Below are 26,090 nucleotides of genomic sequence, written 5' to 3'. Positions count from 1 at the left end.
GGCTCAGCCGCGCGCGCGGCGCCGCGGCGCCAGGCCGGGCGGCTGCCGGACCGGTTCGACCTCGCCCAGCGCCGGGATCGGCACCTCGGTCTCCTCCTCGTCGACGGTGATCCGCCGGCCGTGGTGGTGCACGTCCAGCGGCTCACCCTCCACGAGGCGGTAGGTGGCCGTCGTCGGCAGCACCGTCACCAGCAGGCAGCGGCCCTGGTAGCGCACCCGGAAGCGCAGCCGGGTGACCGGCCCGGGCAGCCGCGGGGAGAACAGCAGGTGCCCCTCGTGGTCACGCATGCCGCCGAAGCCGGCCACGGCGACCGTCCAGCCGCCGGCCATGGAGGCGATGTGCAGCCCGTGCCCGGAGTTGCCGTGCAGGTTGTGCAGGTCGGTGAGCGTCGCCTCGGCCCAGTAGTCGTAGGCCAGCCCGACGTGGCCGGTCTCGGCGGCCACCACCGCCTGCTGCGCGGCCGACAGGGAGGAGTCCCGGACCGTCCGCGCCTCGTAGTAGGCGAAGTCCGCGGCCTTCTCCTCCTGGGTGAAGGCGTCCCCGCGCAGGTGCAGCGCCATGACCAGGTCGGCCTGCTTGACGACCTGCCGGCGGTAGAGCTCGTAGTAGGGGTAGTGCAGCAGCAGGGGGTAGTCCTCCTCCGGGGTCCCGGCGAAGTCCCACTCCTCGTGGTGGGTGAAACCCTCGGACTGCATGTGCACGCCGAGGCGGGGGTCCCACGGCACCCGCATCGTCTTGGCCGCGCGCGTCCAGGTCTCCAGCTCCTCGTCGGAGACGTCCAGCCGGCCGGCGACGTCGGGCTGGCGCCGCGCGGCCGCCACCGCCTCGACCATGTTCCGCTGCGCCATGAGGTTGGTGTAGACGTTGTTGTCGACGACCGCGGTGTACTCGTCCGGGCCGGTCACCCCGTCGATCCGGAAGCCGTCCTCGGCGTCGAAGTGCCCCAGCGAGGCCCACAGCCGGGCGGTCTCGATCAGCAGCTCGGCGCCGTGGTCCCGGTCGAACTCCTCGTCCAGCGTGGCGTGGTGGTAGCGGACGACGGCGTCGGCGATGTCGGCGTTGATGTGGAAGGCCGCCGTCCCGGCCGGCCAGTAGCCCGAGGTCTCCTCGCCGCGGATCGTCCGCCACGGGAAGGCCGCCCCGCGCCGGCCCAGCTCCCGGGCCCGGGCCCGGGCCAGCTCGAGGGTGGAGTGCCGCCAGCGCAGCGCGTCGCGGGCGGCGTCCGGGGCGGTGTAGGTGAGCACCGGCAGCACGTAGGTCTCGGTGTCCCAGAAGGTGTGCCCGTCGTACCCCGGCCCGGTCAGGCCCTTGGCCGGGATGGGCTGGCGCTCGGCGCGCAGGCCGGCCTGCAGGACGTGGAAGATGCCGACCCGGACCGCCTGCTGCAGCTCGTCGTCGCCCTCGATCTCCACGTCGGCGTGCGCCCAGTGCTCGTCGAGCACCTCCTTCTGCTCGCGCAGCAGCCGCTCGAAGCCGGCCAGCTTGGCCGTGGCCAGCGCGCCCTCGACCTGGTCGCGCAGCGCGGCGGCCGACCGGCGGGAAGACCACCCGTAGGCGAGGTACTTGACCACCTTCACCGCCGAGCCCTGCGGCAGCCGGGCGGCGAGGGTGAAGCGGGCGAGGTCCTGACCGGCCTCGACGTCCTCCTCGGCCGAGTCGGGCACGTCCACGACGTGGTCCATGCCCGCCGCCATCCGCAGCCGGCTGCGCTTGGTGCGGTGCACCAGGACGGCGCGCCGGCCCCGCCCCACCGCCATCTCCGACACCAGCGGCCGGGCCAGCGCCGCGGCGGCCCGCGGGTCCTCGGACTCCGTGGCGCTGTCGGTCGGCTCGTTGGCCAGCAGGTCCGACTGCAGCGCGATGTAGAGGTCGCCCCGCCCGTCGGTGCACTCGACGGTGTACTCGATGGCCGCGATCGACCGGCGCCGCAGCGACACCAGCCGGGTGCTGGTCACGACGACCTCCCGGCCGTTGGGCGAGCGCCACTCAGTCCGCCGCCGCAGCACGCCCCGGCGCAGGTCCAGGGTGCGGCGGTGCTCGACGACCTCGCCGTAGTCGAGGTCCAGCGGGGTGTCGCCGACCAGCAGCCGGATCAGCTTGCCGTCGGTCACGTTGACGACGGTCTGCCCCTGCTCGGGGAAGCCGTACCCCGCCTCGGCGTAGGGCAGCGGCCGCTCCTCGAAGAAGCCGTTGAGGTAGGTGCCCGGGACGACGACCGGCTCGCCCTCCTCGAACGAGCCCCGCATGCCGATGTGCCCGTTGGCCAGCGCGAACACCGACTCGTTCACGCCCAGCGAGGCGTGGTCCAGGCCGGTCTCGGTCAGCGCCCAGGGCTCGATGGGGAAGCTGGCCCGCCCCTCGGTCACGGCCGCTCACCGCCGTCGAGCAGCTGGTCGAGGTCGGTGACGACGACGTCGGCGCCGGAGGAGCGCAGGCCCTCGGCCTGCCCCACCCGGTCGACGCCCACCACCAGCCCGAAGCCACCGGCGCGCCCGGCGGCGACCCCGGCGAGGGCGTCCTCGAACACCGCGGCCGCGGCCGGCTCGACCCCGAGCGCCCGCGCACCGGCGAGGAACGTGTCGGGGGCCGGCTTGCCGAGCAGCCCCTGATCGGCCGCGACCACGCCGTCGACCCGGGCGTCGACCAGGTCGGCGAACCCCCCGGCGGCGATGACCTCCCCGCCGTTGCGCGAGGCGGTGACGACGGCGGTGGCCAGCCCGGCGTCCTTGACCGCGCGCAGGTAGCGCATCGAGCCGGGGTAGACCTCCACGCCGTGCTCGGCGAGCTCGGCGTGCACGAGGTCGTTCTTGCGCCGGCCGACGCCGTGCACGGTCGCGGCGTCCGGCGGGTCGTCGGCGGTCCCCTCCGGCAGCGTGATCCCCCGGCTGGCGAGGAAGTCCCGCACGCCGTCGAGGCGGGGCTTGCCGTCGACGAAGCGGTTGTAGTCCAGCTGGGTGAACTCGGCCGCGCCCGGGTCGGAGCGGCGGAGGAACTCGTCGAAGGTCCGCTTCCAGGCGGCCATGTGCACCGTCGCGGTGCGCGTCAGCACGCCGTCGAGGTCGAACAGGCAGGCGCGGATGGCGCCGGGGAGTCCGAGCACGACTGGGACGCTACCGCCGCACCGGGCCCGGCGCGGGCGGGAGCACCCGGTCGGGTCCCGGCCCTCCGACCTGCGCGGCACCGGTGCCACTCCCTAGGGTCGGCGGCGTCAGCGTCCCCGTCCCGGGAGGAACCCGCCATGGCCGACCGGCCCGCCCCGCCGAACCCGTTCGAGTACCTGCCGCAGGTCCCCGGCTTCACCGTGACCAGCACGGACTGCAGCGACGGGCAGCCCCTGCCGCGGCCACAGGTCAGCGGGGTCATGGGCGCCGGCGGCGAGGACGTCTCGCCGCACCTGTCGTGGTCGGGCTTCCCCGAGGGGACCAAGAGCTTCGCGGTGACCGTCTACGACCCCGACGCCCCGACCCAGAGCGGCTTCTGGCACTGGGCGGTGGCCAACATCCCCGCCGCGGTGACCGAGCTGCCCTCGGGGGCGGCCTCCGACGGCGGCGCCGGCCTGCCCGAGGGCGCGGTGCAGCTGCGCAACGACGCCGGCTTCCCGGGCTTCGTCGGGGCGGCCCCGCCGCCCGGCCACGGGCCGCACCGCTACCTGGTCACCGTGCACGCCGTCGACACCGAGACCCTGGACGTGGGCCCGGACGCCACCCCGGCGGTGCTGGGGTTCAACCTGTTCAGCCACACCCTGGCCCGGGCCACGCTCACGGCCACCTACGAGCAGGGCTGAACCAGGCCTCTGAGCAGGGCTGACGGGGTCGCAGCGCAACTCTGCGACGACGCAGGGCGAGCGACGCGCCGGTTCACCCGGCCGTCGCTTGAGCGCTGGAATTGTTGCCCGCAACGCAGAGCACCATCGGGGCATGACGGCCGCCCGGAGGCTGCGCCGTCCTGGGTCTCTGCGCCGGGGCGGCCTGGTCCTCGCCCTGCTCCTGCCCGCCCTGCTCGCCACCGCGCTGGTGCTGCCCGAGCGGCGGGCGTCGGCCGGCGAGCTCGTCCCGGCCGACGCCGTCCCCGCGATCACCGCGGCCTACGGCGCCGCCGGGGCGCTCGCCGTCGTCGTCGCCCCGCAGCTGCAGCCGGCCGGGGACCTGCCCGAACGCGCCGCCGAGGCCCGGGCCGTGCGGGCGCTGGCCGCCGCCCGGGGCAACGACCTCGCCGACCGGCCGTTCCCCACCGCGTCCATGGTCAAGCTCTTCCTCGCCGAGCAGGTGCTGCACCGGGCCCGCACCGGCCAGGTGGGCCTCACGGACGCCGACCGGGCCCGCCTCGAGCGGATGATCACCCGCTCCGACGACCCGGCCGCCTCCGCGGTGTGGGTGCAGTTCGACGGCGCGCAGGCCGTGCAGGACGTCGCCCGGCGCTACGGCCTGCTGTCGACCACCCCGCCGGCGGAGCGCGGCCAGTGGGGCGAGACCTACACGACCGCCGCCGACCTCGCCCGCTTCATGGCGCTGCTGCCGGTCGTCGCCCACCCCGACGACGCGGCCACCCTGCTCGGCTGGATGCAGGCGGCCACCCCGATCGCGGCCGACGGCTTCGACCAGCAGTTCGGCGTCTTCGGCACCGTGCCGGGCACGCCCGCGGTCAAGCAGGGCTGGATGTGCTGCGTGGGCGGCACCCGGCACCTGCACTCGCTGGGGGTGTTCGACGGGCAGGTCGTCGTCCTGCTCAGCGAGGTGCCCCGCTCGACCGGCTACGCCGCCGCCCGGGCCGCGCTCGACACCGCCGCGGCCGCGATGCACCTGAGCACCTGAGCGGCGCTCAGCCCGGGTCGCCCGAGGGGGCCCGGTCGGCCAGGCCGACGGTCGCCAGCCGGGCGAACCCGACCCGCTCGTAGACCCGGGCCACGTCGTCGTCCCCCGCCACGAGGAACACCAGGTCCGCGGTCTCGCGGGCGTGCGCGACGAGGGCCGAGGCGAGCCCGGCCCCGAGCCCGCGGCCGCGGAAGCGGGGCATCGTGGCCAGCCCGACGATCTCGCTGACCTCCCCGCCGTCGACGCCCAGGGGGTGGTGGGCCCCGATGGCGACCGGCTCGCCGTGCTCCACCGCCACCATCAGGACGGTGCGGCCGGTGGCGATCCGCTCGCGCAGGGCGGCGGTGCGGGCCGACTCGGGCGGGCCGGGCAGCGCCCCGTCGGCTTCCCCGTCCGGCCCGGGGTGGGCGAACGCGATGGCCGAGAGGTGCTGGTAGCGGGCCAGCTGCGGGTCGTCGGCGCCGATCACGTAGAGCCGCACCCCGGTCGGGAGCAGCAGCTCGACGGGGTCCACGCTCACCAGCAGCGGCGCCTCCTCCACGGTGAGCCCGGCGGCGCGGACCGCAGCGGCCGCCGTGGGCGCGCACTCGCACACCCACTCCACCGCCACCGGGAGCCCCGAGCGCTCCTGCAGCTCGGCCGCGGCCCGCACGTCGGCCGCCGTCACCGTGGCCTCGGGGCGGGGCCGGGCCGGGTAGGGCCAGGCGGGGCTGCCGACCGGGACGTCGAGGGAACCGACCGTCTCGATCCGGGCGTCGGCCAGCGGCGCGGCGGCGGAGTACCGCTCGATGCGGTCGAGCAGCCCGGACTGGTGCACCACACCGGCACCCTAGACGCCGTCGGCCGGTTCCCGGCCCGGCAGGCGGCCGCGGGGCCCCCGGCCGGGTGACCGCCGCACCCCGGACGGCACGATGGGGCCCGTGACGGCAGGGACACGCACCCAGGTCTCGCCCTACGCGGTCTTCGACCGCGGTTCATGGCGAGCGCTCGCGGCCGGCTCGACCCTGCCGCTCGACGAGGCCGAGCTGCGCGCCCTGGCCACCCTCGGCGACCGGATCGACCTCGACGAGGTCGCCACGGTCTACCTGCCCCTGGCCGAGCTGCTGCGGCTGCACGTGGAGGCCAGCCGCCGGCTGTGGGCGGCCCGCAGCGCCTTCCTCGGCGACGGCACGGCCAAGGTCCCCTACGTGATCGCCGTGGCGGGCAGCGTCGCCGTCGGCAAGAGCACCACCAGCCGGCTGCTGCAGACCCTCCTGGCCACCGGCCCCGACGCCCCGCGCGTCGACCTCGTCACCACCGACGGGTTCCTGCTGCCCAACGCCGAGCTGGAGGCCCGCGGCCTGCTGGGCCGCAAGGGCTTCCCGGAGAGCTACGACCGCCGCGCCCTCCTGCGGTTCCTGGCCGCGGTGAAGTCCGGTCGCGGCCAGGTCAGCGCACCGCTGTACGACCACCAGTCCTACGACGTCGTCCCGGGGGCCCGCCAGGTGGTCGACCGGCCCGACATCCTCGTCCTGGAGGGGCTCAACGTCCTCCAGGCCGGGCGCCTCCCCGACGGGCACGCCCCGGAGGTCTTCCTCTCGGACTTCTTCGACTTCTCCGTCTACGTCGACGCCGCCGAGGCCGACATCCAGGAGTGGTACGTCGAGCGGTTCCTGGCCCTGCGCCGGACCGCCTTCCGCGACTCGACCGCCTACTTCCACCGCTACGCCGACCTCACCGACGAGGAGGCCCGCGCGACGGCGCTGTCCATCTGGGCGGCGGTCAACGGCCCGAACCTGCGCTCGAACATCGCCCCGACCCGCTCCCGGGCCCGGTTGGTGCTGCAGAAGTCCGCCGACCACTCCGTTCGGCGGGTCCTCCTCCGCAAGATCTGACCGGGGTCTCCCCCGTCGCCGCTGGTTCGCCTGTCATCCTGATTAACAACACTGTTGGGGATAACGGTACAGGGAACCGGGGCGCCCCCCGCGGCGTTGACCTCGGGCCGCCGCTCGTCACCGTCCCCGGAGGTCCCGTGCTGCCCACCCTGCCCAGCCCCGCCGCCCAGGCCGAGCGCCTCCTCCACCTCGGCGTCGCCGAGCTCGCCGGCGTCCCCGCCGAGGAGCTGCAGGCCACCGCCGCCGGCGCCCCGGCGGGCCTGCTCGTCCTCCCCGTCGCCCCCTCCGCCCTCACCCCGCTGGTCGAGCGCGAGGGCCACCGCGCCTTCGTCGTCACCGACATGACCGACGTCGACGAGTTCGCCCCGGCCGCCGACGTCACCCTGCCAGCCGGCGCGGCCTACCTGGTGGAGGACCCGGCCCGTGGCGACGACCTGCTCGGGTTGCGACCGGTGGAGGCCCTGCCGCTCATCGCCGCGGCCGGGCGCACGCCGCTCACCCTCGCCGAGGGGCTGAGCTGGCTGCTGCAGTGCCCCGGGGTGCTGGCGCGCAACGCCTGCTTCATGACCCTGGGCTCCCGCCGCCGACGTCCCGACGGCTCGCTCGACCCGCGGACACCGGCGCTGTGGCTGAGCAACGGCACCGGCCGGGACGGCGCGGCCCGGCGCGGGGCGCCCAAGGTCGGCTGGTGCTGGGCCGGCAACCGGCACACCTGGCTCGGTTTCGCCACCGGCGCCCGGCGCCGGGCCCTCTGAGCCGCCGGACGGGACCGCGTCGCTGCTCTCCCCCTCCTACGTCACCGACCGACCGTGGTCGCGGCGTGTGTTGGGGATAACGGTAGTATGGCGGGCGTGCCGGCGGGTCCGGCGCCGGGGTGGGCGCCGGACCCGCCGGAGGGTGCGGGAGGGCTCGCTCAGGCCTGGGCGCCCGCGGGCACCGCGTCGGCCACCGTGCCGAGGTCGTCGGGCGCACCGCCGCCGGACCCCCCGTCGCCGGACGCCACCGACTCGGCGAAGGCCTCGATCGGCGGGCACGAGCACACCAGGTTGCGGTCCCCGTAGGCCTGGTCGATGCGCCGCACCGGCGAGAGGTACCCGCGCCCCCGCAGCGCGGGCAGGGGGTGGACGGCGACGTCCCGGCTGTAGGGCCGCCCCCACTCCCCCGCCAGCATGGCCAGCGTGTGGGGGGCGTGGCGCAGCGGGTTGTCGCTGCGGTCGTACTCCCCCGTCGCGACCTTCTCGATCTCGGCCCGGATGGCCACCATGGCGTCGACGAAGCGGTCGAGCTCGGCGAGGTCCTCGCTCTCGGTCGGCTCGACCATGAGGGTGCCCGCGACCGGGAAGCTCATGGTCGGGGCGTGGAAGCCGTAGTCGACCAGCCGCTTGGCGATGTCGTCGTTGGTGATGCCGGTGGCCTTGGTGAGCGGCCGGATGTCGAGGATGCACTCGTGGGCGACCAGCCCGCCGGCTCCGGTGTAGAGGACCGGGTAGTGGTCGCGCAGCCGGGCGGCGACGTAGTTGGCCGCGAGGACGGCGTGCTCGGTGGCGCGGGTCAGCCCGTCCGGCCCCATCAGCCGCAGGTAGGCCCACGAGATGGGCAGGATGCCCGCCGACCCCCACGGGGCGCCGGAGACCGGCGCGCCGCCGCTGCCGGTGTCGGCCAGCGGGTGCCCGGGCAGGAACGGCACCAGGTGCTCGGCCACGCCGACCGGCCCGACGCCGGGCCCGCCCCCGCCGTGCGGGATGCAGAAGGTCTTGTGCAGGTTGAGGTGGCTCACGTCGGACCCGAACCGGCCCGGCCGGGCCAGGCCCACCATCGCGTTGAGGTTCGCCCCGTCGACGTAGACCTGCCCGCCGGCGTCGTGCACCGCGGCGCAGATCGCCTGGATCTCGGTCTCGAAGACCCCGTGGGTCGACGGGTAGGTGATCATCATGGCGGCCAGCCGGTCGGCGTGCTGGCCGATCTTGGCCCGCAGGTCGGCCACGTCCACGTTGCCGGCCGGGTCGCAGGCGACCACGACGACGCGCATGCCGGCCATGACGGCGCTGGCGGCGTTGGTCCCGTGCGCCGAGCTGGGGATCAAGCACACGTCGCGCCCGGTCTCACCGCGCGCGCGGTGGTAGCCCCGGATCGCCATCAGCCCGGCGAACTCGCCCTGCGACCCGGCGTTGGGCTGCACGCTCACCGCCGCGTACCCGGTGATCTCGGCGAGGTCCGCGCAGAGCTCGTCGATCAACCGCCGGTACCCGCGGGCCTGCTCGGCGGGGGCGAAGGGGTGGATGTCGGCGAACTCCGGCCAGGTGACCGCCGCCATCTCCACGGCGGAGTTGAGCTTCATGGTGCACGAACCCAGCGGGATCATCGTGCGGTCGAGCGCGAGGTCCTTGTCGGCCAGCGCCCGCAGGTAGCGCATCAGCGCGGTCTCCGAGCGGTGCGCCGAGAAGACCGGGTGGGTGAGGAACGCCGTCCGCCGGCGCAGGTCGGCGGGGAAGGCGGCCGGGCCCGCGTCGTCGTCGGTGCCGTCGGCCGGGACGCCGAAGGCCTCGGCCACCGCCCGCAGGTGGGCCGGCGTGGTCCGCTCGTCGCAGGCCACGGCGACGGTGTCGTCGTCCACCCGCCGCAGGTTGATGCGCCGCTGCGCGGCCGCGGCCACCACCTCGCCGGCGCGGCCGGGCACCCGGGCCTGCACGGTGTCGAAGAACCGGTCGTGCACGACCTCCACCCCACCGGCCCGCAGCCGGCCGGCCAGCGCCTGCGCGCTGCGGTGCACCCGGGCGGCGATGGCGGTGAGCCCCTCGGCGCCGTGGTAGACGGCGTAGGCGCCGGCCATGACCGCCAGCAGCACCTGCGCGGTGCAGATGTTGCTGGTCGCCTTCTCCCGGCGGATGTGCTGCTCGCGGGTCTGCAGGGCCAGCCGGTAGGCCGGGGCGCCGTCGGCGTCGACCGAGACGCCGACCAGCCGGCCGGGCAGCTGCCGGGCCAGGCCCTCGCGGACCGACAGGTAGCCGGCGTGCGGCCCGCCGTAGCCGAGGGGGACGCCGAAGCGCTGGCTGGTGCCGCAGGCGACGTCGGCGCCCCACTCCCCCGGCGCCTCCAGCAGCGTGAGGGCGAGCAGGTCGGCGGCCACGACCACCGCGGCACCGGCCCCGTGCGCCGCCGCGGCCAGGGCCCGGTGGTCGCGCACGGCGCCGCTGGCGCCGGGGTAGGACAGCAGGACGCCGAAGGCGCCGGCCTCCGGCAGGTCCGCCGGCCAGCCGCCGGAGAGGTCGGCGACGTGCAGCCGGATGCCGAGCGGTTCGGCGCGGGTCCGCAGCACCGCGAGGGTCTGCGGCAGCGTGTCCTCGTCGACGACGAAGACCGCCTCGGCCCGCGCCCGGCCCGCGCGGCGCACCAGCGTCATCGCCTCCGCGGCGGCGGTGGCCTCGTCGAGCATCGAGGCGCCCGCGACGGGGAGGCCGGTGAGGTCGGCGACCACCGTCTGGAAGTTGAGCAGCGCCTCGAGCCGGCCCTGGCTGATCTCGGGCTGGTACGGGGTGTAGGCGGTGTACCAGGCGGGGTTCTCGAGGATGCAGCGGCGGATCACCGCGGGGGTGACGGTACCGGAGTAGCCGAGGCCGATCATCGAGGTGACGACCTCGTTCTCCTCGGCGCGCTCGCGCAGCGCGGCGAGGACGGCGGCCTCGTCCGCGGCCGGGGTGAGCTCGAGGGGGCTCCGGTCGTGCACTCCCTCGGGCAGCGTGGCATCGACCAGCGACTGCAACGACGGGTGCCCGACGACGGCGAGCATCGCCTCGGTGTCCTCGGGCCGGGGGCCGATGTGCCGGCCGGCGAAGGACCCGGCGGGGTCCAGCGAGGAGAGCGCGGGGAGGGGGCCAGCGACACGGTCCGCCATTACCGCGACGCTACCAGCGGCCCGCCATCGTGCCGTGGGCAACCGGCCGGGACGTCGTCGACCGTGCCCACGATCCCGACGATCACGGGCGCACGGCCCCGCCGATCACGGGCGTCGTGCAGCCGACATGCGGCGACCCGCCGTCCGAGGCGGCCACGTGCCCGTGAGCGATCGGCGGAAGCCCGATCGCGCAGCTCAACCGGCGGCGCGGCGGCGGCGCCGGCGGGACAGCTCGTCGTCCGCCGGACGCACGGTGACCCCGTCGAGCCGCTCGGCGGGCAGCTCGGCCAGCTCCCCCGACAGCTCGCGCAGCGCGCCGGAGACGGCGATGCCGAACACGCCCTGGCCGCCGGCGAGCAGGTCGACCACCTCCTCCGCGGAGGTGCACTCGTAGACGGTGGCCCCGTCGGAGAAGAGCGTGACGTTGGCGAGGTCCTTGATCCCGCGGTTGCGCAGGTGGTCGACCGCCTTGCGGATGTTCTGCAGCGACACCCCGGTGTCGAGCAGCCGCTTGACGACCTTGAGCACGAGGATGTCGCGGAACGAGTACAGCCGCTGGGTGCCCGAGCCGGTGGCGCTGCGGACCGACGGCGCGACCAGGCCGGTACGGGCCCAGTAGTCGAGCTGTCGGTAGGTGATGCCGGCAGCGGCGCACGCCGTCGGGCCGCGGTACCCGACGAGGTCGCTCTCGACCTCGTCGTAGGCCGGTGCCCCCACGGCGGCGTCGCTGAAGAGCTGACCCTGGGAGCCGTTGCTCTGGTCGCTCACGTCAGCGTCCTCCTCTGCGTCCCGCGGCGGTCGCCCCGGTGACCAGCGGCGTGGGTCACCCGACGTCCCAGGTGTCACACCGGTGTTGTTCGCCGACCGTAAGCCGGGCCCCTGGGCCGGTCAACTGAGCGGGGCGGCGTGTCGCAGCACTCACCCGGCGGGGTGGTATCGGCAGCCGACGGGCCCGCCGGTACCGCCGAGGCGGTTCCGACGGGCCCGTGGTGCGGACGGGGCGGGCGGTGCCCGTGGGTCAGCCGCCCGAGCCGGAGCCGGCGCCGAAGTCCTCCGGGGAGATCTGGTCGAGGAACTCCCGGAACTTCTCGACCTCGTCCTCCTGCTCGTCGGGGATCTCGATGCCGACCTCGTCGAGCAGCGCCTCGGCCCCGAAGATGGGCGCCCCGGTGCGCACGGCCAGCGCGACGGCGTCCGAGGGGCGGGCGCTGACGACCCGGTCGTCGCCGAAGACCAGCTCGGCGATGTAGATGCCGTCGCGCATCTCGGTGATGTTGACCGCCTCGAGCGTGGCGCCCAGGGTGCGCACCACCTCGCGGAGCAGGTCGTGGGTCATCGGCCGCGCCGGGCGCACGCCCTGCTGCTCGAAGGCGATGGCCGCGGCCTCGACCGCGCCGATCCAGATCGGCAGGTACCGCTCCCCCTGCGTCTCCTTGAGCAGCAGGATGGGCTGGTTGCCGGGCAGCTCGACCCGGACCCCGACGACTCTGAGTTCCTGCACGGTGCGGCCCCCTCAGCTGCGGCCCGGGTGGGCGGACGGATCGGTGTGCGGCGGCTGGTGGACGGTCGGGCCGGCTCCTGGACCCGACGCCGACCACGGTACGCCCGAGTCAGGGGCGCAGGAGATCCCGGAGGCGCGCCTCGAGCAACGCGCCGTGCAGCTGCGCCGAGAGCGCCGCGAGCTCGCGCAGCTTCTCCGTGGCCCGGGTCCGCGCCTCCTCCGAGCGGGCCCGCAGCACCGGCGCGACGAGCTGCTCGACCAGGCCGGCCTCCCGCTCGGCGCCGTTCTGGTACACGCGCAGGTGCCGCGGCTCGATGCCGTGCCGGGCCAGGCCCGCCGCGGCCCGGGCGATGGGCAGGTCGGCGGCCGGGTGGCGGCCGTCGGCGTCGGTCGCCAGCAGGCCGAACTGCACGCAGTCGGCCAGCTGCTGCGGCTCCAGGCCGGCGGTCCGGGCGAACTCGTCCGGCAGCAGGCTGGCCGCCGGCCGCTCGCCGCCCTCGACGGCCGGCGGGGCCGGCGGGGCGCCGGGCAGCGGCTCCCCCCGGTCGATGGCCTCCAGGTGCTCCTTGATCACCCGCAGCGGGAGGTAGTGGTCCCGCTGGGCGGTGAGCACGTAGCGGAGCCGGGCGACGTCGGCCGCGGAGAACTTGCGGTAGCCCGAGGGCGTCCGCTCCGGGTGCACGAGGTCCTCGGTCTCGAGGTACCGGATCTTGCTGATCGTGACGTCGGGGAAGTCGTCCCGCAGCACGGCGAGCACCTCGCCGATGGTCAGGCGGGGGCTGCGCTGGTCGTCGGCGTCCCCGAACGCGCTGGCGCGCGAGGCCACCACGCTCATCCCGCCGTCGGCACCGGGGCCCGACGGGTACCGCCCGTGCCGCTCACGAGCGGGGTGCGGGCTCGCCCGTGCGGGGACCGGTCAGGTAGACCAGGCGGAACTTGCCGATCTGCACCTCGTCGCCGCCGGCCAGGCTGGCCACGTCGACCGGCTCGCGGTTGACGTAGGTGCCGTTCAGGCTGCCGACGTCGTGCACCGAGAAGCCGCCGCCCTCGCGGTGGAACTCCACGTGCCGCCGGCTGACGGTGACGTCGTCGAGGAAGATGTCGCTGTCGGGGTGCCGGCCGGCGGTCGTGACGTCCTGGTCGAGGAGGAACCGGCTGCCGGCGTTCGGCCCGCGCTTGACCACGAGCAGCGCCGAGCCCGCGGGCAGGGACTCGACCGCACCGGCGTGCGCGTCGGACTCGGAGACCTCCGGGGTCTCGACGGAGTCCTCACCGCCCACCTTGGGGATCACGCTGGTGGACTCGCCGATCCGCTCCTGGGACAGCGCCGCGCCGCACTGCGCGCAGAAGCGACTGCCCTCGGGGTTGTTGTGGCCACAACGAGTGCAGTGCACGTCTGTCTCCTCCGGTGCAGGGGGGCACCGCCGCGGGCTGGGGAAGCCGCGGGCGGCCGGCGGACGACGGGCCGGACGGCCCGCCTCGGGTCGGCCGCCGTGCGGGGCACGGCGGGCCGTGGGACATGGAACCAGCGGCCGACCCGAGGGTCAACCGGACGTGCAGGGTGAGGGACGGGCTCCCGGGAGGGGCGCCGCGACGCCTCGTCCCCGAGCATAGTGAGGGGGGTCGGCGGCCACTGCGAGCACCGACCGCGGAGGTCAGGACGCGTCGACCAGGGCCTGGTAGGCCGCCGCGTCGAGGAGCTCCCCGGTCGGGTCCGCGGCGTCCTCGACACGCACCTCCACCAGCCAGCCGGCGCCGTAGGGGTCGGCGTTGATGGTCTCCGGCGCGTCGTGGAGCGCCTCGTTGACCGCGGTGACGACCCCGGGGACGGGCGAGTAGACGTCCGACACCGACTTGGTGCTCTCGACCTCCCCGATCGGGGCGCCCGGGGCGACGTCGGCGCCGACCTCCGGCAGCTGGACGAACACGATGTCGCCGAGGGCGTCCTGGGCGTGGTCGGTGATCCCGACCCGGACGACCCCGCCCTCCTGCAGCTGGGCCCACTCGTGCTGCTCGGTGTAGCGGCGGTCGTCGGGGGTGGCCATGCGGCGTCGTCTCCAGTCGGTCGAGGGGTGCGGCGGTCGGGGGCTGCCGTCGCCGGGGCGGGTCAGTCGTCGCCGTCCGCCGGCTGAGCGTATTGAGGCACGTCGAGCGGCCGCAACGCGTCCACCACGACGCGGTCGGCGGTGGTCGTCTCCACGCTGCCGCCCTGGCGGCCGACCCGGTCGACGACGCCACCGGGGATGGCCAGGGCGGTCTGCAGGTCCTGCGGGGAGCCGATGACGACGAACTCGTAGGGGCTGTCCACCGGCCGCCCGTCGACCCGGAGGTCGCCGGGCTCGCCGGTGACCGGCGTGGAGACACCCACCCGGACGCCGTCGATCTGCATCGTCTCGGCCCCCGCGCCGCGCAGCTCCTGGATCGCGTCGAGGAGGTCGGCGACCCGCAGCGCGCCGTCGGGGTCGCGGATCGTCATCAGCAGGCCGGGCCCCTCGGCCGCGACGGTGCCGTTGAGGATGCCCAGCGCCTCGACCCGGTCCCGGGCGGCGGCCAGGGCGGCGGCGTCCTGGTCGCCGGAGCTGCTGAGCTCCCGCAGCGCGGCGCGCTGGGAGGTGATCTGCGCCGAGAGCCGGGCCTCCTCGGCATCGAGCTCGTCGAGGATGGTGACCAGGTCCTCCTCGCGGGCGCCGGCGAGGTCCTCGTCGGTCCCGGTGTTGCGCACCTGCACGGCGAAGGCGAAGCCCAGCAGCAGGGTGAGCACGCCGATGAGGACGGCGGCCAGCGGGTCGCGGCGGCGCCGGGGGGATCGGCCGCCGGGGTGCGGTCCCGGCCCCCCGGGCGCTCCGGCGGTGTCCTCCGGCGCCGTCTCCTCCGGAGCCGTCTCCTCCGGCGCGGTGTCCTCCGGCGCGGTGTCCTCCGGCGCGGTGTCCTCCGCCGCGGTGTCCTCCGCCGCGGCCGCCTCCGCCGCGGCCGCCTCGGCCGCCTCGGCCGGGGCGCCGGGGACACCCGGCTCCTCCGCGCCGTCGTCGGGGGCGGCTCCGGGCCGCGGTCGCCCGGTCATGCGCGGAAGAGGTGCCGGCGGATGGCCGCGGCGTTGCCGAAGATGCGGATGCCGAGGACGACGACGACCGCGGTGGACAGCTGCGCGCCGACACCGAGCTGGTCGCCGAGGAAGACGATCAGCGCGGCGACGACCACGTTGGACACGAACGAGATCACGAACACCTTGGCGTCGAAGATGCCGTCGAGGCGGGCCCGGGCGCCGCCGAAGACGGCGTCGAGGGCGGCCACCACGGCGATGGGCAGGTAGGGCTGCAGCCACAGCGGGACGGTCGGGTCGAAGGCGATGCCCAGGACGATCCCCAGCGCCAGCCCGAGGACCGGGATCACCCGCCACCCCCGGCCGGCTCCTCGGCGAGGGGGGTCGCGGACCGGAGCTCCGGCGGGCTCCCGGCGGGCAGGGTCAGCTCGTCCTCCTGGGCGAACTCGAAGCGCAGCCCGAAGGACTGCGAGATGACGGCCAGGGAGGCGACCTCCGGGCTGGCGAGGAAGTCCGAGCGCAGCGTCGCGGGGTCGCCGATGGCGCTGACCAGGTAGGGGTTGGTGACCGGGCGGAAGTCGACCAGCACCGCCTCCCCGGCGAAGCGGATGGCCGTCGTCGGCCCCAGCCGCTGCCCGTTGATGGCCACCGCCTCGGCGCCGGCGGCCCAGAGGGCGTTCACCACCAGCTGCAGGTCGCCGTCGCGCACCTGGCCGCGGGGGTCCACGCCGCCGCCGCCGACCGGGTCGCTGTCGGCGTCGGGCTCGGCGTCGGCGAGGGTGACCAGCAGCCCCGGCCCCTCCACCGCGGTGGCCGCGGCCGCCACCTCGGCGGCCTCCAGGGCGTCCAGCGCCCGCTGCCCGACGGCCGAGGCGGCCAGCGCCTCGGCGCGGGCGGCGGCGACGTCGGCGCGCAGCTGCTCCAGGTCGGCGGCCAGCCGGTCGGTGGTCTCGGTCGCCGCCATGATGTCGTCGACGAGGGCCGCGCGGATCTCGGCGCGGGCCGGTTCCCCGGCCGCCGCCTCGTTGTAGGTCACCCCGGCCAGCAGGCCGGCGAACGCCAGGGTGAGGGCGACGGCCACCTGCCCCGCCCGCCGCCGGCGCGGCGGCTCCGGGACGCCGGCCGCCGCGCGCTCGGCGCGGGCCCGCGCGGCCTGCTCGTAGGCGGGGTCGAGGGTCTCGGCGAGCACCTGGTCGAGCAGCGAGGCGCCCATCGAGCGGGGGCCGCCGCCGCGCGGCGCGGTGCTCACGGCGCGGCTCCCGCGGCGTCCGGCCGGGGGCCGTCCGGCCGCACCAGGCGCACGGTCTGGACGACGTAGAACGCGCCGGCCAGGACGTAGAGCGCCGCGCCCCAGATGGTGAGCGCCCAGGCCAGCGGCTGGGCCACGGCGACCACCGGCCCGTCCCCCTCGGCCAGGAGCAGCAGCGGGAAGGCGTAGAGCAGGATGAACGTGGCCGCCTTGCCCAGGTAGTGGACCTGCAGCGGGGGCCAGCCGTGCCGGCGCAGGACCAGCAGCGCGACCCCGAGGACGGCCTCCCGCCCGAGGAGGACCAGGACGAGCCACAGGGGCACCACGTCGCGCAGCGCGAAGGCGACCAGCGTGGCGACGATGTAGAGCCGGTCGGCGGCCGGGTCGAGCAGGGCCCCGAGCCGGCTGGACTGGCCCATCGCCCGGGCCAGCTTGCCGTCGGCCCAGTCGGTGAGGCCGGCCAGGGCCAGGACCGCCACGGCCCAGGCGTCGGCCTCCGGGCCGAGCAGCAGCCACAGGAAGACCGGCACGCCGAGCAGGCGCAGCACCGAGAGGGCGTTGGGCAGGGTCCAGACGCGGTCGGGCAGGTCGTTGCGGTCAGCCGGGGGGTGGCCCGCCGCGGTGGGACGGGCCGACGCCGACGACCCCTGGGACGACGTCACGACACCTCCGCACCCGCTGGACACCGCTGGTGCAGGCTAGTGTCCCGCGCCGCTGCCTCCCCCGGCGGCGCACCGGCCGCCCACCGTGCCCGGGCCGGTCACCGGGTGGGGCTCAGGCCGGCACCGCGGTGAGCGAGGCCGGCGCCGGCTCGTAGCCCAGCGCCCGGCGACCGAAGCTGCCGGTGCCGTGCGACACCGAGCGCAGCGCGCCGGCGTAGGTGAGCAGCTCCACCTCCGGCACCTCGGCCCGCACCGTCGTCCGGTCGCGTTCGGGGTCGGCCTCGCTGCCGGTGACGCGGGCGCGCCGGGCCGACAGGTCGCTCATGACCGCGCCGACGTACTCCCCCGGCACCACGACCTCCACCTCGCACCAGGGCTCGAGCACCTTCGTGCCGGCGGCGGCCGCGGCCTCGCGGAGGGCGAGGGCGCCCGCGGCCTGGAAGGCGGCGTCGGAGGAGTCGACCGAGTGCGCCTTGCCGTCGACGAGGGTGACCTTGAGGTCGACCAGCGGCCGCTCGCCCTCGATGCCGCGCGCGGCCTGGCCGCGCACGCCCTTCTCCACGCTGCCGTGGAACTGGCTGGGCACGGTGCCGCCGACGATGCGCTGCTCGAAGACGATCCCGGAGCCCGGCTCCCCGGGCTCGACGTCGACCACCACGACCGCGTACTGGCCGTGGCCGCCGGACTGCTTGACGTGCCGGCCGGTGACGTGGGCCGGCGCGGCGAGGGTCTCGACCATCGGCACCCGGACCGGCACGGTGGTGACCGAGACGCCGTGCCGGGTGCGGAGCCGCTCGAGCAGCACCTCGGCGTGCGCCTCGCCCACGCACCAGAGCAGCAGCTGGCCGGTGTCGGGGCGCCGGTCGAGCCGGACCGTCGGGTCCTCGGCGACCAGGCGGCCCAGCGCGGTGGCCAGCCGGTCCTCGTCGGCGCGGGAGGAGGCCTCGACGGCGACGGGCAGCTGGGGCACCGGGAGGTCCCACGGCGGGACCAGGCGGGGGTCGTCGGGCGAGGAGAGCGTGTCACCGGTCTCGGCCGACGCGAGCCGGGTCACGGCGCACACGTCACCGGCCGGGCAGGCCGCGACGGGGCGCAGCGAGGGGCCCAGCGGGGAGGAGACCGCGCCGATCCGCTCGTCGACGTCGTGGTCGGGGTGGCCGCGCTCGGCCATCCCGTGGCCGGAGACGTGGATGGCGGTGTCGGGGCGGAGGGTGCCGGAGAACACGCGCACCAGCGAGACCCGGCCCAGGTAGGGGTCGGTGGTGGTCTTGACGACCTCGGCGACCAGCGGGCCGTCGGGGTCGCAGGCCAGCGCCGGCGCCGGGGACCCGTCGGGCCGGGTCACCGGTGGGCAGCCGTGCTCCACGGGGCACGGGAAGGCGGCGACCAGCAGGTCGAGCAGCTCGGGGACCCCGACCCCGCCCAGGGGCGCGGCGCACAGGATCGGGTGGAAGTGGCCGCGGGCGACGGCGGTCTCCAGGTCGGCGACGAGGTCCCCGACGGCGAGCTCCTCGCCGTCGAGGTAGCGGTCCATGAGGGTCTCGTCCTCGCTCTCGCCGATGATCCCCTCGATCAGCTCGGCGCGCAGCCGGTCGGCGTCGGGCCCGCCGGCCTCGACGTGCGGCTCGAGCAGGGAGAGCAGGCCGGTGACCGCGCCGTCGGCACCCCGCTGCGGGACCTGCAGCGGGAGCACCCCCTCCCCCAGCTGCGTGCGGCAGGACCGCACCGCCTCGTCGAGGTCCGCGCGCGGCCGGTCCAGCTGGGTGATGACCACCGCCCGGGGCATGCCGACCGCCGCGCACTCCTCCCACAGCTGCACGGTCGTCGCGTCGACGCCGTTGACGGCGGAGACGACGAACAGCGCCGCGTCGGCCGCGCGCAGCCCCGCGCGCAGCTCGCCGACGAAGTCCGGGGAGCCCGGGGTGTCCAGCAGGGTCAGCCGGTGCCCGGCGTGCTCGACGGTGGCCACCCCCAGCGACACCGAGCGCTGCTGGCGGATCTCCACCTCCTCGCTGTCGAGGCAGGTCGTGCCGTCCTCCACCCGGCCGGCGCGCGGCAGCGCGCCGGTGGCGACCAGCAGCGCCTCGGCCAGGGTGGTCTTGCCCGCGCCGGCGTGGCCCACGAGGGCCACGTTGCGCACTTCGCCGGCCGCTCGCGGGGCCGGGGCGGTCCCGGTGTCCTTGGCCACCCGGCTCAGCCCCTGGCCGGCGCGGGGACCACGGTGCAGGTGCCCGCCGGGAAGAAGACACCGGTGTGCCCGTCGGGGTCCCAGCGGACGACGTAGGGCGGGCCGCCCTGGTCCCCGCGGACCTCGAGCACCTCACCGGTGCGCTCGGGCTCCCCCTGGTGGGTGGAGTGGACGACGATCCTGTCCCCTACTCGTGCCTGCACAACGACCTCCACGAGACCCGGCTGTGTCGTGCATCACAGCCTGCCCGCGGGGTGCGGGCCGATCAAGGGGCCCCTGTGCCGTTCCGCATCCGCGGGCCCCGCCCCGCCGCCGACCCCGCACCGGCGGCCCCGGGTCGTGGTGGTCGGGCGCCGGTCATGCTGGTGCCATGGCGGGCAGCGACCACGTGGCCGGGCGGGACCAGGAGACCGGGCGGGCACACGCCGTCCCCCGTGACGTCGCCGACGGCCCGGCACCCTGGCTGGGGGTCTGCGGCGTGCCCGTCGGCGTCGTCCAGGGCAGCTGGGCCGGGCCGCGCGGGCTCGGGTCGGCCGACCCGTGCCCCGACTGCCGCCGGCTCGTCCTCGGCTGACCCGTCCCTCACCCGGTATCCGACGGCACCACCGCCGTCGACCCGCACCGCCGGCGGCGCCGGACGCCTACGCCACGGGCAGGCCGACCAGCCCCGCGGCGAGCCCGAGGACGGCGCACACCCCCAGCGTGCGCAGGACCGACCACCTGGCCGCGAACAGCAGGGCGACCGCGATCGCGGCGATCGCCACCGCCACCCACCGGACCGTGCCGGGCTCGGGGACCTCCAGCGAGACGACCCCCCAGTCCAGGCGGTGGGTCCGGCCGAAGAGGGTGTGCACCGCGAGGTACACCCCGAGGCTGGCGATGACGCCGACGACCGCGGCGGTGATCCCGCTCAGCGCCGCGGCGAGCGACCGGTTCCCCCGCAACCGCTCCATGTACGGCGCGCCCAGCAGCACGAAGAGGAAGCTCGGCACGAAGGTCACCCACGTCACCAGGAGCGAGGCCAGGACGGCGGCCACCCACGGGTCCAGCCCGCCGGCGGCGCGGTGGGCACCGAGGAAGGCGACGAACTGCACCACCATGATCAGCGGTCCGGGCGTGGTCTCGGCCAGGGCCAGGCCGCGTGCCATCTCCCGCGGGCCCAGCCAGCCGTAGACCTGCACCGCCTGCTGGGCCACGTAGGAGAGGACGGCGTAGGCACCGCCGAAGGTCACCACGGCGGCCCCCGAGAAGAAGACGCCCAGCTCCGTCAGGGTGCTGGACGGGCCGCTCAGGAGTGCGACCGCGGCGACGGGTGCCCCCCAGACGACCGACCCGACGAGGAGCACCCGCAGCGTCCGGCGGGCGCTCGGCCGCTCGCCGTGCAGGACGTCGTCGGGGACCACCGACCGGGGCCCGGGGTCCGCTTCCTGACCGCTCTCCGCCGGCGGGGTCGAGGGGCGCCGGCGGGCCAGCACCCAGCCGGCGGCCGCAGCCGCCGCGACCACCGCCGGGAACGGCACGGCGAACAGGCTCAGGGCGAGGAAGGCGGCGACCGCGATCGCGGCGAGCGCACGCGTCCGCAGCGCTCGGCGGGCCACCCGCCCGACGGCCTGCGCGACGACGGCCAGCACGGCCGCGGACAGGCCCGCGAAGAGCGCGGTGACCGCGAGGGTCGACCCGGCGGCGACGTACAGCGCCGACAGCGCCAGCAGCGCCAGGGCGCCGGGCAGCACGAACAGCCCGCCGGCGACCAGGCCGCCCCGGGTGCCGTGGAGCAACCAGCCGGTGTAGGTGGCCAGCTGCTGGGCCTCCGGCCCCGGCAGCAGCATGCAGTAGTTCAGGGCGTGGAGGAACCGGCGTTGACCGATCCACCGGCGCTCGTCGACCAGGGTGCGCTGCAGCACGGCGATCTGGCCGGCCGGGCCGCCGAAGGTCTGCAGCGAGACCAGGAACCAGACGCGGACGGCGGTGCGGAAGGGGACCGCCGGGTGCTCCTGCCCGCGGGCGCCGCCGGCCGACGTGCCGTTCACGGGCCGGACCCGGCCCCCGTGGCGCTCGGCCCGTGCCACGGCTGCCTCACCGGAGCCCGGGGCGGTCGGCCGGCCCCGGTCGGCGCGGGGCGGTCACCGACCGGCAGCCGTGGGCCCCGCCTCGACGTCGGGACCGGCGGCGAGCCGCTGCGCGGCCTGCGCGGCGACGGCGTCGGCCGACTCGGTCGCCCGGTCCCGGCGGTACTGCCGGTAGGAGTGGACGACGGCGGCCACCCAGACGACGGAGACCCCCGCGTAGGTCGCGTAGCGCACCGGGTCGGCGGCGTCGATCCACTCGCTCTGCAGCAGGGTCCGCGTGTTGGTCAGCACGATCATCCCGCCCACGAGGGAGCCGAGCAGGCGGGGCGGGACGTGGCGCACCAGCCACGCGGCGACCGGCGCGGCGACCAGACCGCCGGCCAGCAGGCCGAGCGCCCAGGTGGCGTCCACACCCTGCGAGCCCAGGGCCACGAGGAACCCCAGGCTCGCGGCCGACGCGACCAGGAACTCCGAGGTGTCGATCGAGCCGATCACCTTGCGCGGCTCCATCCGGCCGCTGGCCAGCAGCGCCGGGGTGCCGACCGGCCCCCAGCCGCCGCCGCCGGTCGCGTCGACGAAGCCGGCCAGCACGCCCAGCGGCCCGAGGAAGCGCCGGCGCAACGGCTGGCCCAGCCGCCGGCGGTCGACGCCCCGGAGGGTGAAGCGGACGAGGATGTAGAGGCCCAGCACCAGCAGGATCACGGACATCACCGGCGCAGCCACCTCGGTGGACAGGCTCGAGAGGACCTGCGCCCCCACGAACGCCCCGGCGGCGCCGGGGACCCCGATCCGGGCGACGACCCGCCAGTCGACGTTCCCGAAGCGCCAGTGCGCGAGGCCGGACATCACGCTCGTGCCGATCTCGGCGAGGTGCACGGTCGCCGACGCGGCGGCGGGGTTGGTGCCGATGGCCAGCAGCAGGGTGGTCGAGGTGACCCCGTAGGCCATGCCGAGGCTGCCGTCCACCAACTGGGCACCGAGGCCGACCAGGGCCAGCAGGACGAGGGTCTTCACGGACGGCCTCCCTGTCTGCCGGGATGGCGGCGCGTGCAGCCAGCGGCGGGGCAGGGCGAATTCCTACCAGATCGGTCGACTTGGGCGTAAGGAGTCGCTGCGCGGTCCTGCCGCGGCGACCGGGCCTCTGGGCGCGCGGCGGCCGGCCGGCACCGTGGTCGACGTCACCGATCCCCGGGTGCGCGTGGTGCGGGGCCACGCCGCAGCACCCCGCCGGTGCGATCGGGTCGCGACCTGCTCCCGCCACCACCCGTCCGGCACCCGAGCCGCGGGGCGGGCCCCCTCTGACCGGCCCGCCCCGGCCCAGCGGGGCCGGGGCGGGCCGGCAGGTCAGTCGAAGAGGACGACCCCCCGGATGTTGCGGCCGGCCTTCATGTCGTCGAACCCCTCGGCGACCTGCTCCAGCGAGTAGGTGCGCGTGACCAGCTCGTCGAGCTTGAGCGTGCCGGCGGTGTACTGGGCCAGCAGGTTGGGGATGTCCCACCGGGGGTTGCACCCGCCGAAGAGGGCGCCCTGCAGGCGCTTCTGGAACACCGTGAACATGGTGTGGTTGAAGGGCACGCCACCGCCGCCGCCCCGCATGCTCCCGGTGCCGGTGACGACGACCGTGCCGGCCTTCCGGATGGACATCACCGCCTCGCCGATGTGGTCGCCGGTCACGACGCCGACCGCCACGACGGCCGCGTCGGCACCCTGGCCGTTGGTCAGCGACCGGGCCAGCTCGGTGGCCTCGCCCATCGTCGCGGCCGTGTGCGTCGCCCCCAGCTGCTTGGCGGTCTCCCGCTTGAACTCCACCGGGTCGACGGCGATGACCGCGCGGGCACCGATGGCCCGGGCGGCCTGCACGCTGTTGATCCCGACCCCGCCGATGCCCATGACGACGACCACGTCGCCGGCCCGGGCCTCCGACATGTTGGTGACCGAGCCCCAGCCGGTGGGGACGCCGCACGCGACGAGCGCGGCCTTGTCCAGCGGCAGGTCCGGGTCGATCTTGACCGCCGACCGGGCGTCGACCACGGTGTGCTCGCTCAGCGCGGCGAGGCCGTAGGCCTGGCCCACGGGCCGGCCCTGGTAGGACATCCGGAAGCTGGTCGGGTCCTCGATCCGGGCGCCGGAGAACAGCCGCGCCCCGAGGTCGCACAGGTTCTGGTGCCCGGTCGAGCACATCCGGCACCGCCCGCAGACCGCGACGAAGCTGAGGACCACGTGGTCGCCCTCGGCCCAGCCGGGGGTGTGCGGACCGACGCCGACGACGACGCCGGCGCCCTCGTGGCCGCCGGCGAGGGGCAGCCGGAGGGGCGGGGCGCTGCCGGGCGGGACGTCGTGGTCGTCGGTGTGGCACAGCCCGACGGCGGCCATCTTGACGAGCAGCTCGCCCTGGCGGGGTTCGTCGAGGTCGACCTCGGTGACCTCGTACCGGCCGGGCTGGGTGTGGAGTACTGCGCTGCGGGTCTTCACGTCTGCTCCCCGTGGAGTCGTGTCGCGCGGCCACCCGGTCGTGCCCGCGCCGTCGGGTCCAGCCGAGTCCGAGCGGCTGGTCTCGCCCCCCGCGGTGACCGGCCTCCCGCCCGCGTCCCCGCCGGCGCCGGTGGCGTCGGCGGCGGGCGGCGGGCCGGGCCGCCACCGTTCCGGCCGGGACCTCCGCACCTCCCCCGCGGTCCCGCCCCCGCGGGGCGCCGCCGGCCTCGCCCCCGGAGATCTCGGTCACAGTCCTGCGCCGGCGGCAGCAATGTAGCGGCCCGGGCGGCCTGCGTGGGGTGCTCGCTCGCAGGCCGGACCGCCGCCGGGCACGGGGTGACCGCGTGCGGCGCCGCCGGCCGGCCGGGAGGGTCACCACCGCGCCCCGCCGACCGCGCGGCCGGAGGATTCCCCGCGTCGCTGCGCTCGGTTCCCCGTCACCGGGCCGTCGGCCACCTCACGGTGGCACTGTGTTGGGGATAACGGTGGAGCCGGGTGTACGGGGCTCCGCCCGCGCCGGCGCGGTGGGGCGTGGCGCGGCCGGCGCGGTGGCCCGGCCCGGGGAGGCGGTCGGCTCGCCTCCGGGCGGGACCGCTCCCCGGGCCGTGGCAGCCCGTGTCACATCCCGGCCGCCGGCGGTGCTCAGGAGACGTGGACATCGCATGGCGCGGGGCGACCGCACCCGCCGCCGCACCGCGCATCCTGTCCCCGGGCGGGCGCGGCGCGGCGGCCGGGCGAGTGGAGCGGGAGGACGGCGGAGCCGTGGCGACTCCTCGGGGGGGCGGAGCCGTCCGGGCCGACCTCGAACAGGTCTTCCGCACCGCCTACCCGCGGGTCGTCGCCGTCGCCGCCCGCGTGCTCGGCACCCGGGACGCGGCGGAGGACGTCGCCCAGGAGGTCTTCCTGGCCTTCGCCCGGTCCGCGGTCCCGGCCGGCGAGGCCGGCGGGTGGCTGTCCGTGGCCGCCGCCCACACCGCGCTGAACCACCTGCGGTCCGACCGCCGCCGCGCCGCCCGCGAGGAGGCCGCCGGCGACGGCGAGGCCGTCGCCCCGGACGTGGCCGACGCGGTCGTGACCCTCGACGAGCGCCGCCGCGTGCGGGCGGCGCTGGGGCGGCTCCCCCGCCGGCAGGCCGTCGCGCTCGTCCTCCGGCACAGCGGCCTGTCCTACGCCGAGGTCGCCGCCGCCCTCGATCTGTCCCCCGGCAGTGTCGGCACCACCGTCCGACGCGCCGAGTCCGCCCTGCGCGAGGAGTTGAACCGTCATGCGTCATCCCACTGACGGCACGCTGCGCCGTCTCCTGGACGAGCCGGCCGGTGTCGCCGACGCCGACCGCGAGCACGTCGCCGGCTGCCCCGTCTGCCTGTCCGGGCTGGCCGCCGCCCGCGAGGACGCCGCAGCCACCGGCGCGGCGCTGGCCGCCGCCCCGGCCGTCGACGTCGACACCGGGTGGCGCCGGCTGTCGCACGCGGTCGCCGCCGACGGGCGCCGGCCGGCACGCGCCCCGGCCCCCCGCCGCCGCGCCCTGCTGCGCAGCCCGGTGGTCGCCGTCGTCGGGCTGGTGGCCCTGCTCACCGGGGCCGGCGCCGCGGCCGCCGCCGACTGGCTCCAGGTCTTCCGGACCGAGCAGGTCGCCCCGGTCGCGATCACCGAGGCGGACCTGGTGGCGCTGCCCGACCTCTCCGCCTTCGGCGAGGTCGAGGTGCTCGAGGAGCCCGACGTCCGCGAGGTGGCCGACGCCGCCGCCGCGGAGGCCGCCACCGGGCTCGCCGTCCCGCAGGTCGAGCAGCTGCCCGGCGGCGTGACCGGGACCCCGGTGTACCAGGCCGGCGGCCCGCTGAGCGTGGTGTTCACCTTCTCCGCCGAGCAGGCGGCGCAGGCGTCCGGCGGGACGCTGCCGCCCCCGCCGCCCGGGCTGGACGGCAGCCGCTTCCGGCTGACCGCCGGCCCCGGGGTGGCCGCCGTGTGGCCGGGCGCGAGCGGCCTGCCGGCCCTGGTCGTGGGCCGAGCGGTGGCGCCCACCGCCGACTCGTCGGGGATCCCCTTCGAGACCGCCCGCGACTACGTCCTCTCGCTGCCCGGCCTGCCCGACGACCTGGCCGCCCAGCTGCGGTCCTTCACCGCGGACGGGACGACGCTGCCCCTCCCGGTGCCGGCCGACTTCGTGACCAGCGCCGACGCGGACGTCGACGGGCTGCCGGCCACGGTGCTCACCTCGCGGGACGGCGTGCTGGCCGGCGTGGTGTGGGTCGAGGACGGCGTGGTGACCGCGGTCGCCGGGTCGCTGAGCGCCGACGAGGTGCTGGCCGTGGCCCGCGGGCTGCGCTAGCG

The 26,090-nt window shown here is 76.4% G+C and carries 25 protein-coding genes; 7 read left to right on the top strand and 18 right to left on the bottom strand.

What is annotated here, in order from left to right:
* Positions 1-3: 3 nt before the first annotated feature.
* Entirely contained in the window at positions 4-2,367 is a 2,364-nt protein-coding gene (locus D0Z06_RS14355) for a glycoside hydrolase family 65 protein (RefSeq protein WP_117378123.1), read from the bottom strand.
* The gene (locus D0Z06_RS14350) at positions 2,364-3,101 is read right to left on the bottom strand and encodes a beta-phosphoglucomutase family hydrolase (protein ID WP_117378122.1); all 738 of its coding nucleotides are present in this window, start codon (positions 3,099-3,101) and stop codon (positions 2,364-2,366) included. Before D0Z06_RS14350 ends, D0Z06_RS14355 begins: the two co-directional genes overlap by 4 nt.
* Before the next feature lie 138 nt (positions 3,102-3,239).
* Here D0Z06_RS14350 and D0Z06_RS14345 point away from each other — a divergent pair, with 138 nt between their 5' ends.
* Entirely contained in the window at positions 3,240-3,785 is a 546-nt protein-coding gene (locus tag D0Z06_RS14345; protein ID WP_117378121.1) for a YbhB/YbcL family Raf kinase inhibitor-like protein, read from the top strand.
* A 133-nt stretch (positions 3,786-3,918) separates the two neighbouring features.
* Positions 3,919-4,812, top strand: coding sequence for a serine hydrolase (locus D0Z06_RS14340; RefSeq protein ID WP_117378120.1), 894 nt, complete (start codon positions 3,919-3,921; stop codon positions 4,810-4,812).
* A gap of 7 nt (positions 4,813-4,819) precedes the next feature.
* Here the strand turns inward: D0Z06_RS14340 and D0Z06_RS14335 are convergent, their stop codons facing one another.
* Positions 4,820-5,632, bottom strand: a complete 813-nt coding sequence (locus D0Z06_RS14335) for a GNAT family N-acetyltransferase (protein WP_233517680.1) — start codon at positions 5,630-5,632, stop codon at positions 4,820-4,822.
* 91 nt (positions 5,633-5,723) lie between these two features.
* Between D0Z06_RS14335 and coaA the strand changes: the two genes are divergently transcribed.
* Together coaA and D0Z06_RS14325 are read left to right on the top strand one after the other, a co-directional pair.
* Positions 5,724-6,686: a type I pantothenate kinase gene (gene coaA / locus D0Z06_RS14330; protein WP_117378119.1), complete on the top strand. Its 963-nt coding sequence runs from the start codon at positions 5,724-5,726 to the stop codon at positions 6,684-6,686.
* A 137-nt stretch (positions 6,687-6,823) separates the two neighbouring features.
* Positions 6,824-7,441, top strand: coding sequence for a DUF5701 family protein (locus D0Z06_RS14325; protein WP_117378118.1), 618 nt, complete (start codon positions 6,824-6,826; stop codon positions 7,439-7,441).
* Between the two features lie 158 nt (positions 7,442-7,599).
* Here the strand turns inward: D0Z06_RS14325 and gcvP are convergent, their stop codons facing one another.
* The 12 genes from gcvP to D0Z06_RS14265 all read right to left on the bottom strand — a co-directional run bounded on the left by gcvP (position 7,600) and on the right by D0Z06_RS14265 (position 19,421).
* Complete coding sequence (gene gcvP / locus D0Z06_RS14320) at positions 7,600-10,578, bottom strand: aminomethyl-transferring glycine dehydrogenase (protein WP_117378117.1); 2,979 nt, start codon at positions 10,576-10,578, stop codon at positions 7,600-7,602.
* Positions 10,579-10,773: 195 nt separating this feature from the next.
* The gene (locus D0Z06_RS14315) at positions 10,774-11,346 is read right to left on the bottom strand and encodes a MerR family transcriptional regulator (RefSeq protein ID WP_117378116.1); all 573 of its coding nucleotides are present in this window, start codon (positions 11,344-11,346) and stop codon (positions 10,774-10,776) included.
* Positions 11,347-11,596: 250 nt separating this feature from the next.
* Positions 11,597-12,079 (bottom strand): bifunctional nuclease family protein, encoded by a 483-nt coding sequence (locus tag D0Z06_RS14310; RefSeq protein WP_117378115.1) that lies wholly within the window; start codon positions 12,077-12,079, stop codon positions 11,597-11,599.
* 109 nt (positions 12,080-12,188) lie between these two features.
* Positions 12,189-12,914: a transcriptional regulator FtsR gene (gene ftsR / locus D0Z06_RS14305; RefSeq protein ID WP_117378114.1), complete on the bottom strand. Its 726-nt coding sequence runs from the start codon at positions 12,912-12,914 to the stop codon at positions 12,189-12,191.
* Between the two features lie 43 nt (positions 12,915-12,957).
* Positions 12,958-13,473 carry an oxoglutarate dehydrogenase inhibitor Odhl gene (odhI, locus tag D0Z06_RS14300; protein WP_117378113.1) on the bottom strand — a complete coding sequence of 172 codons (516 nt, stop codon included), beginning with the start codon at positions 13,471-13,473 and terminating at the stop codon, positions 12,958-12,960.
* Positions 13,474-13,734: 261 nt separating this feature from the next.
* On the bottom strand, positions 13,735-14,124 hold the full coding sequence (gene gcvH / locus D0Z06_RS14295; protein ID WP_117378112.1) for a glycine cleavage system protein GcvH: 390 nt from the start codon (positions 14,122-14,124) through the stop codon (positions 13,735-13,737).
* Positions 14,125-14,186: 62 nt separating this feature from the next.
* Positions 14,187-15,140: a DUF881 domain-containing protein gene (locus D0Z06_RS14290; protein WP_117378111.1), complete on the bottom strand. Its 954-nt coding sequence runs from the start codon at positions 15,138-15,140 to the stop codon at positions 14,187-14,189.
* Positions 15,137-15,469 carry a small basic family protein gene (locus tag D0Z06_RS14285; RefSeq protein ID WP_117378110.1) on the bottom strand — a complete coding sequence of 111 codons (333 nt, stop codon included), beginning with the start codon at positions 15,467-15,469 and terminating at the stop codon, positions 15,137-15,139. The genes D0Z06_RS14290 and D0Z06_RS14285 overlap by 4 nt, the downstream gene beginning before the upstream one ends.
* Complete coding sequence (locus D0Z06_RS14280) at positions 15,466-16,368, bottom strand: DUF881 domain-containing protein (protein WP_117378109.1); 903 nt, start codon at positions 16,366-16,368, stop codon at positions 15,466-15,468. The genes D0Z06_RS14285 and D0Z06_RS14280 overlap by 4 nt, the downstream gene beginning before the upstream one ends.
* Positions 16,365-17,030 (bottom strand): CDP-alcohol phosphatidyltransferase family protein, encoded by a 666-nt coding sequence (locus D0Z06_RS14275; protein ID WP_117378108.1) that lies wholly within the window; start codon positions 17,028-17,030, stop codon positions 16,365-16,367. Before D0Z06_RS14275 ends, D0Z06_RS14280 begins: the two co-directional genes overlap by 4 nt.
* A gap of 112 nt (positions 17,031-17,142) precedes the next feature.
* Positions 17,143-19,218, bottom strand: a complete 2,076-nt coding sequence (locus D0Z06_RS14270; protein ID WP_117378107.1) for an elongation factor G-like protein EF-G2 — start codon at positions 19,216-19,218, stop codon at positions 17,143-17,145.
* A gap of 5 nt (positions 19,219-19,223) precedes the next feature.
* Positions 19,224-19,421 carry a DUF1918 domain-containing protein gene (locus tag D0Z06_RS14265; protein WP_117378218.1) on the bottom strand — a complete coding sequence of 66 codons (198 nt, stop codon included), beginning with the start codon at positions 19,419-19,421 and terminating at the stop codon, positions 19,224-19,226.
* Positions 19,422-19,588: 167 nt separating this feature from the next.
* Between D0Z06_RS14265 and D0Z06_RS14260 the strand changes: the two genes are divergently transcribed.
* Complete coding sequence (locus D0Z06_RS14260) at positions 19,589-19,792, top strand: hypothetical protein (RefSeq protein ID WP_117378106.1); 204 nt, start codon at positions 19,589-19,591, stop codon at positions 19,790-19,792.
* Between the two features lie 67 nt (positions 19,793-19,859).
* On the opposite strand, the gene chrA is transcribed toward D0Z06_RS14260, so the two are convergent.
* The 3 genes from chrA to D0Z06_RS14245 all read right to left on the bottom strand — a co-directional run bounded on the left by chrA (position 19,860) and on the right by D0Z06_RS14245 (position 23,759).
* A complete protein-coding gene (chrA, locus tag D0Z06_RS14255; protein WP_117378216.1) occupies positions 19,860-21,248 on the bottom strand; it encodes a chromate efflux transporter in 1,389 nt (462 codons plus the stop codon).
* 93 nt (positions 21,249-21,341) lie between these two features.
* On the bottom strand, positions 21,342-22,301 hold the full coding sequence (locus tag D0Z06_RS14250) for a sulfite exporter TauE/SafE family protein (RefSeq protein ID WP_117378105.1): 960 nt from the start codon (positions 22,299-22,301) through the stop codon (positions 21,342-21,344).
* 330 nt (positions 22,302-22,631) lie between these two features.
* The gene (locus D0Z06_RS14245; RefSeq protein WP_117378104.1) at positions 22,632-23,759 is read right to left on the bottom strand and encodes an NDMA-dependent alcohol dehydrogenase; all 1,128 of its coding nucleotides are present in this window, start codon (positions 23,757-23,759) and stop codon (positions 22,632-22,634) included.
* A 762-nt stretch (positions 23,760-24,521) separates the two neighbouring features.
* On the opposite strand from D0Z06_RS14245, the gene D0Z06_RS14240 reads away from it, so the two are divergent.
* Together D0Z06_RS14240 and D0Z06_RS14235 are read left to right on the top strand one after the other, a co-directional pair.
* Positions 24,522-25,040 (top strand): sigma-70 family RNA polymerase sigma factor, encoded by a 519-nt coding sequence (locus D0Z06_RS14240; protein WP_199522321.1) that lies wholly within the window; start codon positions 24,522-24,524, stop codon positions 25,038-25,040.
* Positions 25,024-26,088: a hypothetical protein gene (locus tag D0Z06_RS14235; protein WP_117378103.1), complete on the top strand. Its 1,065-nt coding sequence runs from the start codon at positions 25,024-25,026 to the stop codon at positions 26,086-26,088. Before D0Z06_RS14240 ends, D0Z06_RS14235 begins: the two co-directional genes overlap by 17 nt.
* Positions 26,089-26,090 lie beyond the last annotated feature (2 nt).

Origin of the sequence: Geodermatophilus marinus (assembly GCF_003428645.1) — a bacterium.
Classification (GTDB): Bacteria; Actinomycetota; Actinomycetes; order Mycobacteriales; family Geodermatophilaceae; genus Geodermatophilus.
Note: the sequence above shows the minus strand (reverse complement) of the source record. Positions and strands in the feature narration are given on the sequence as shown.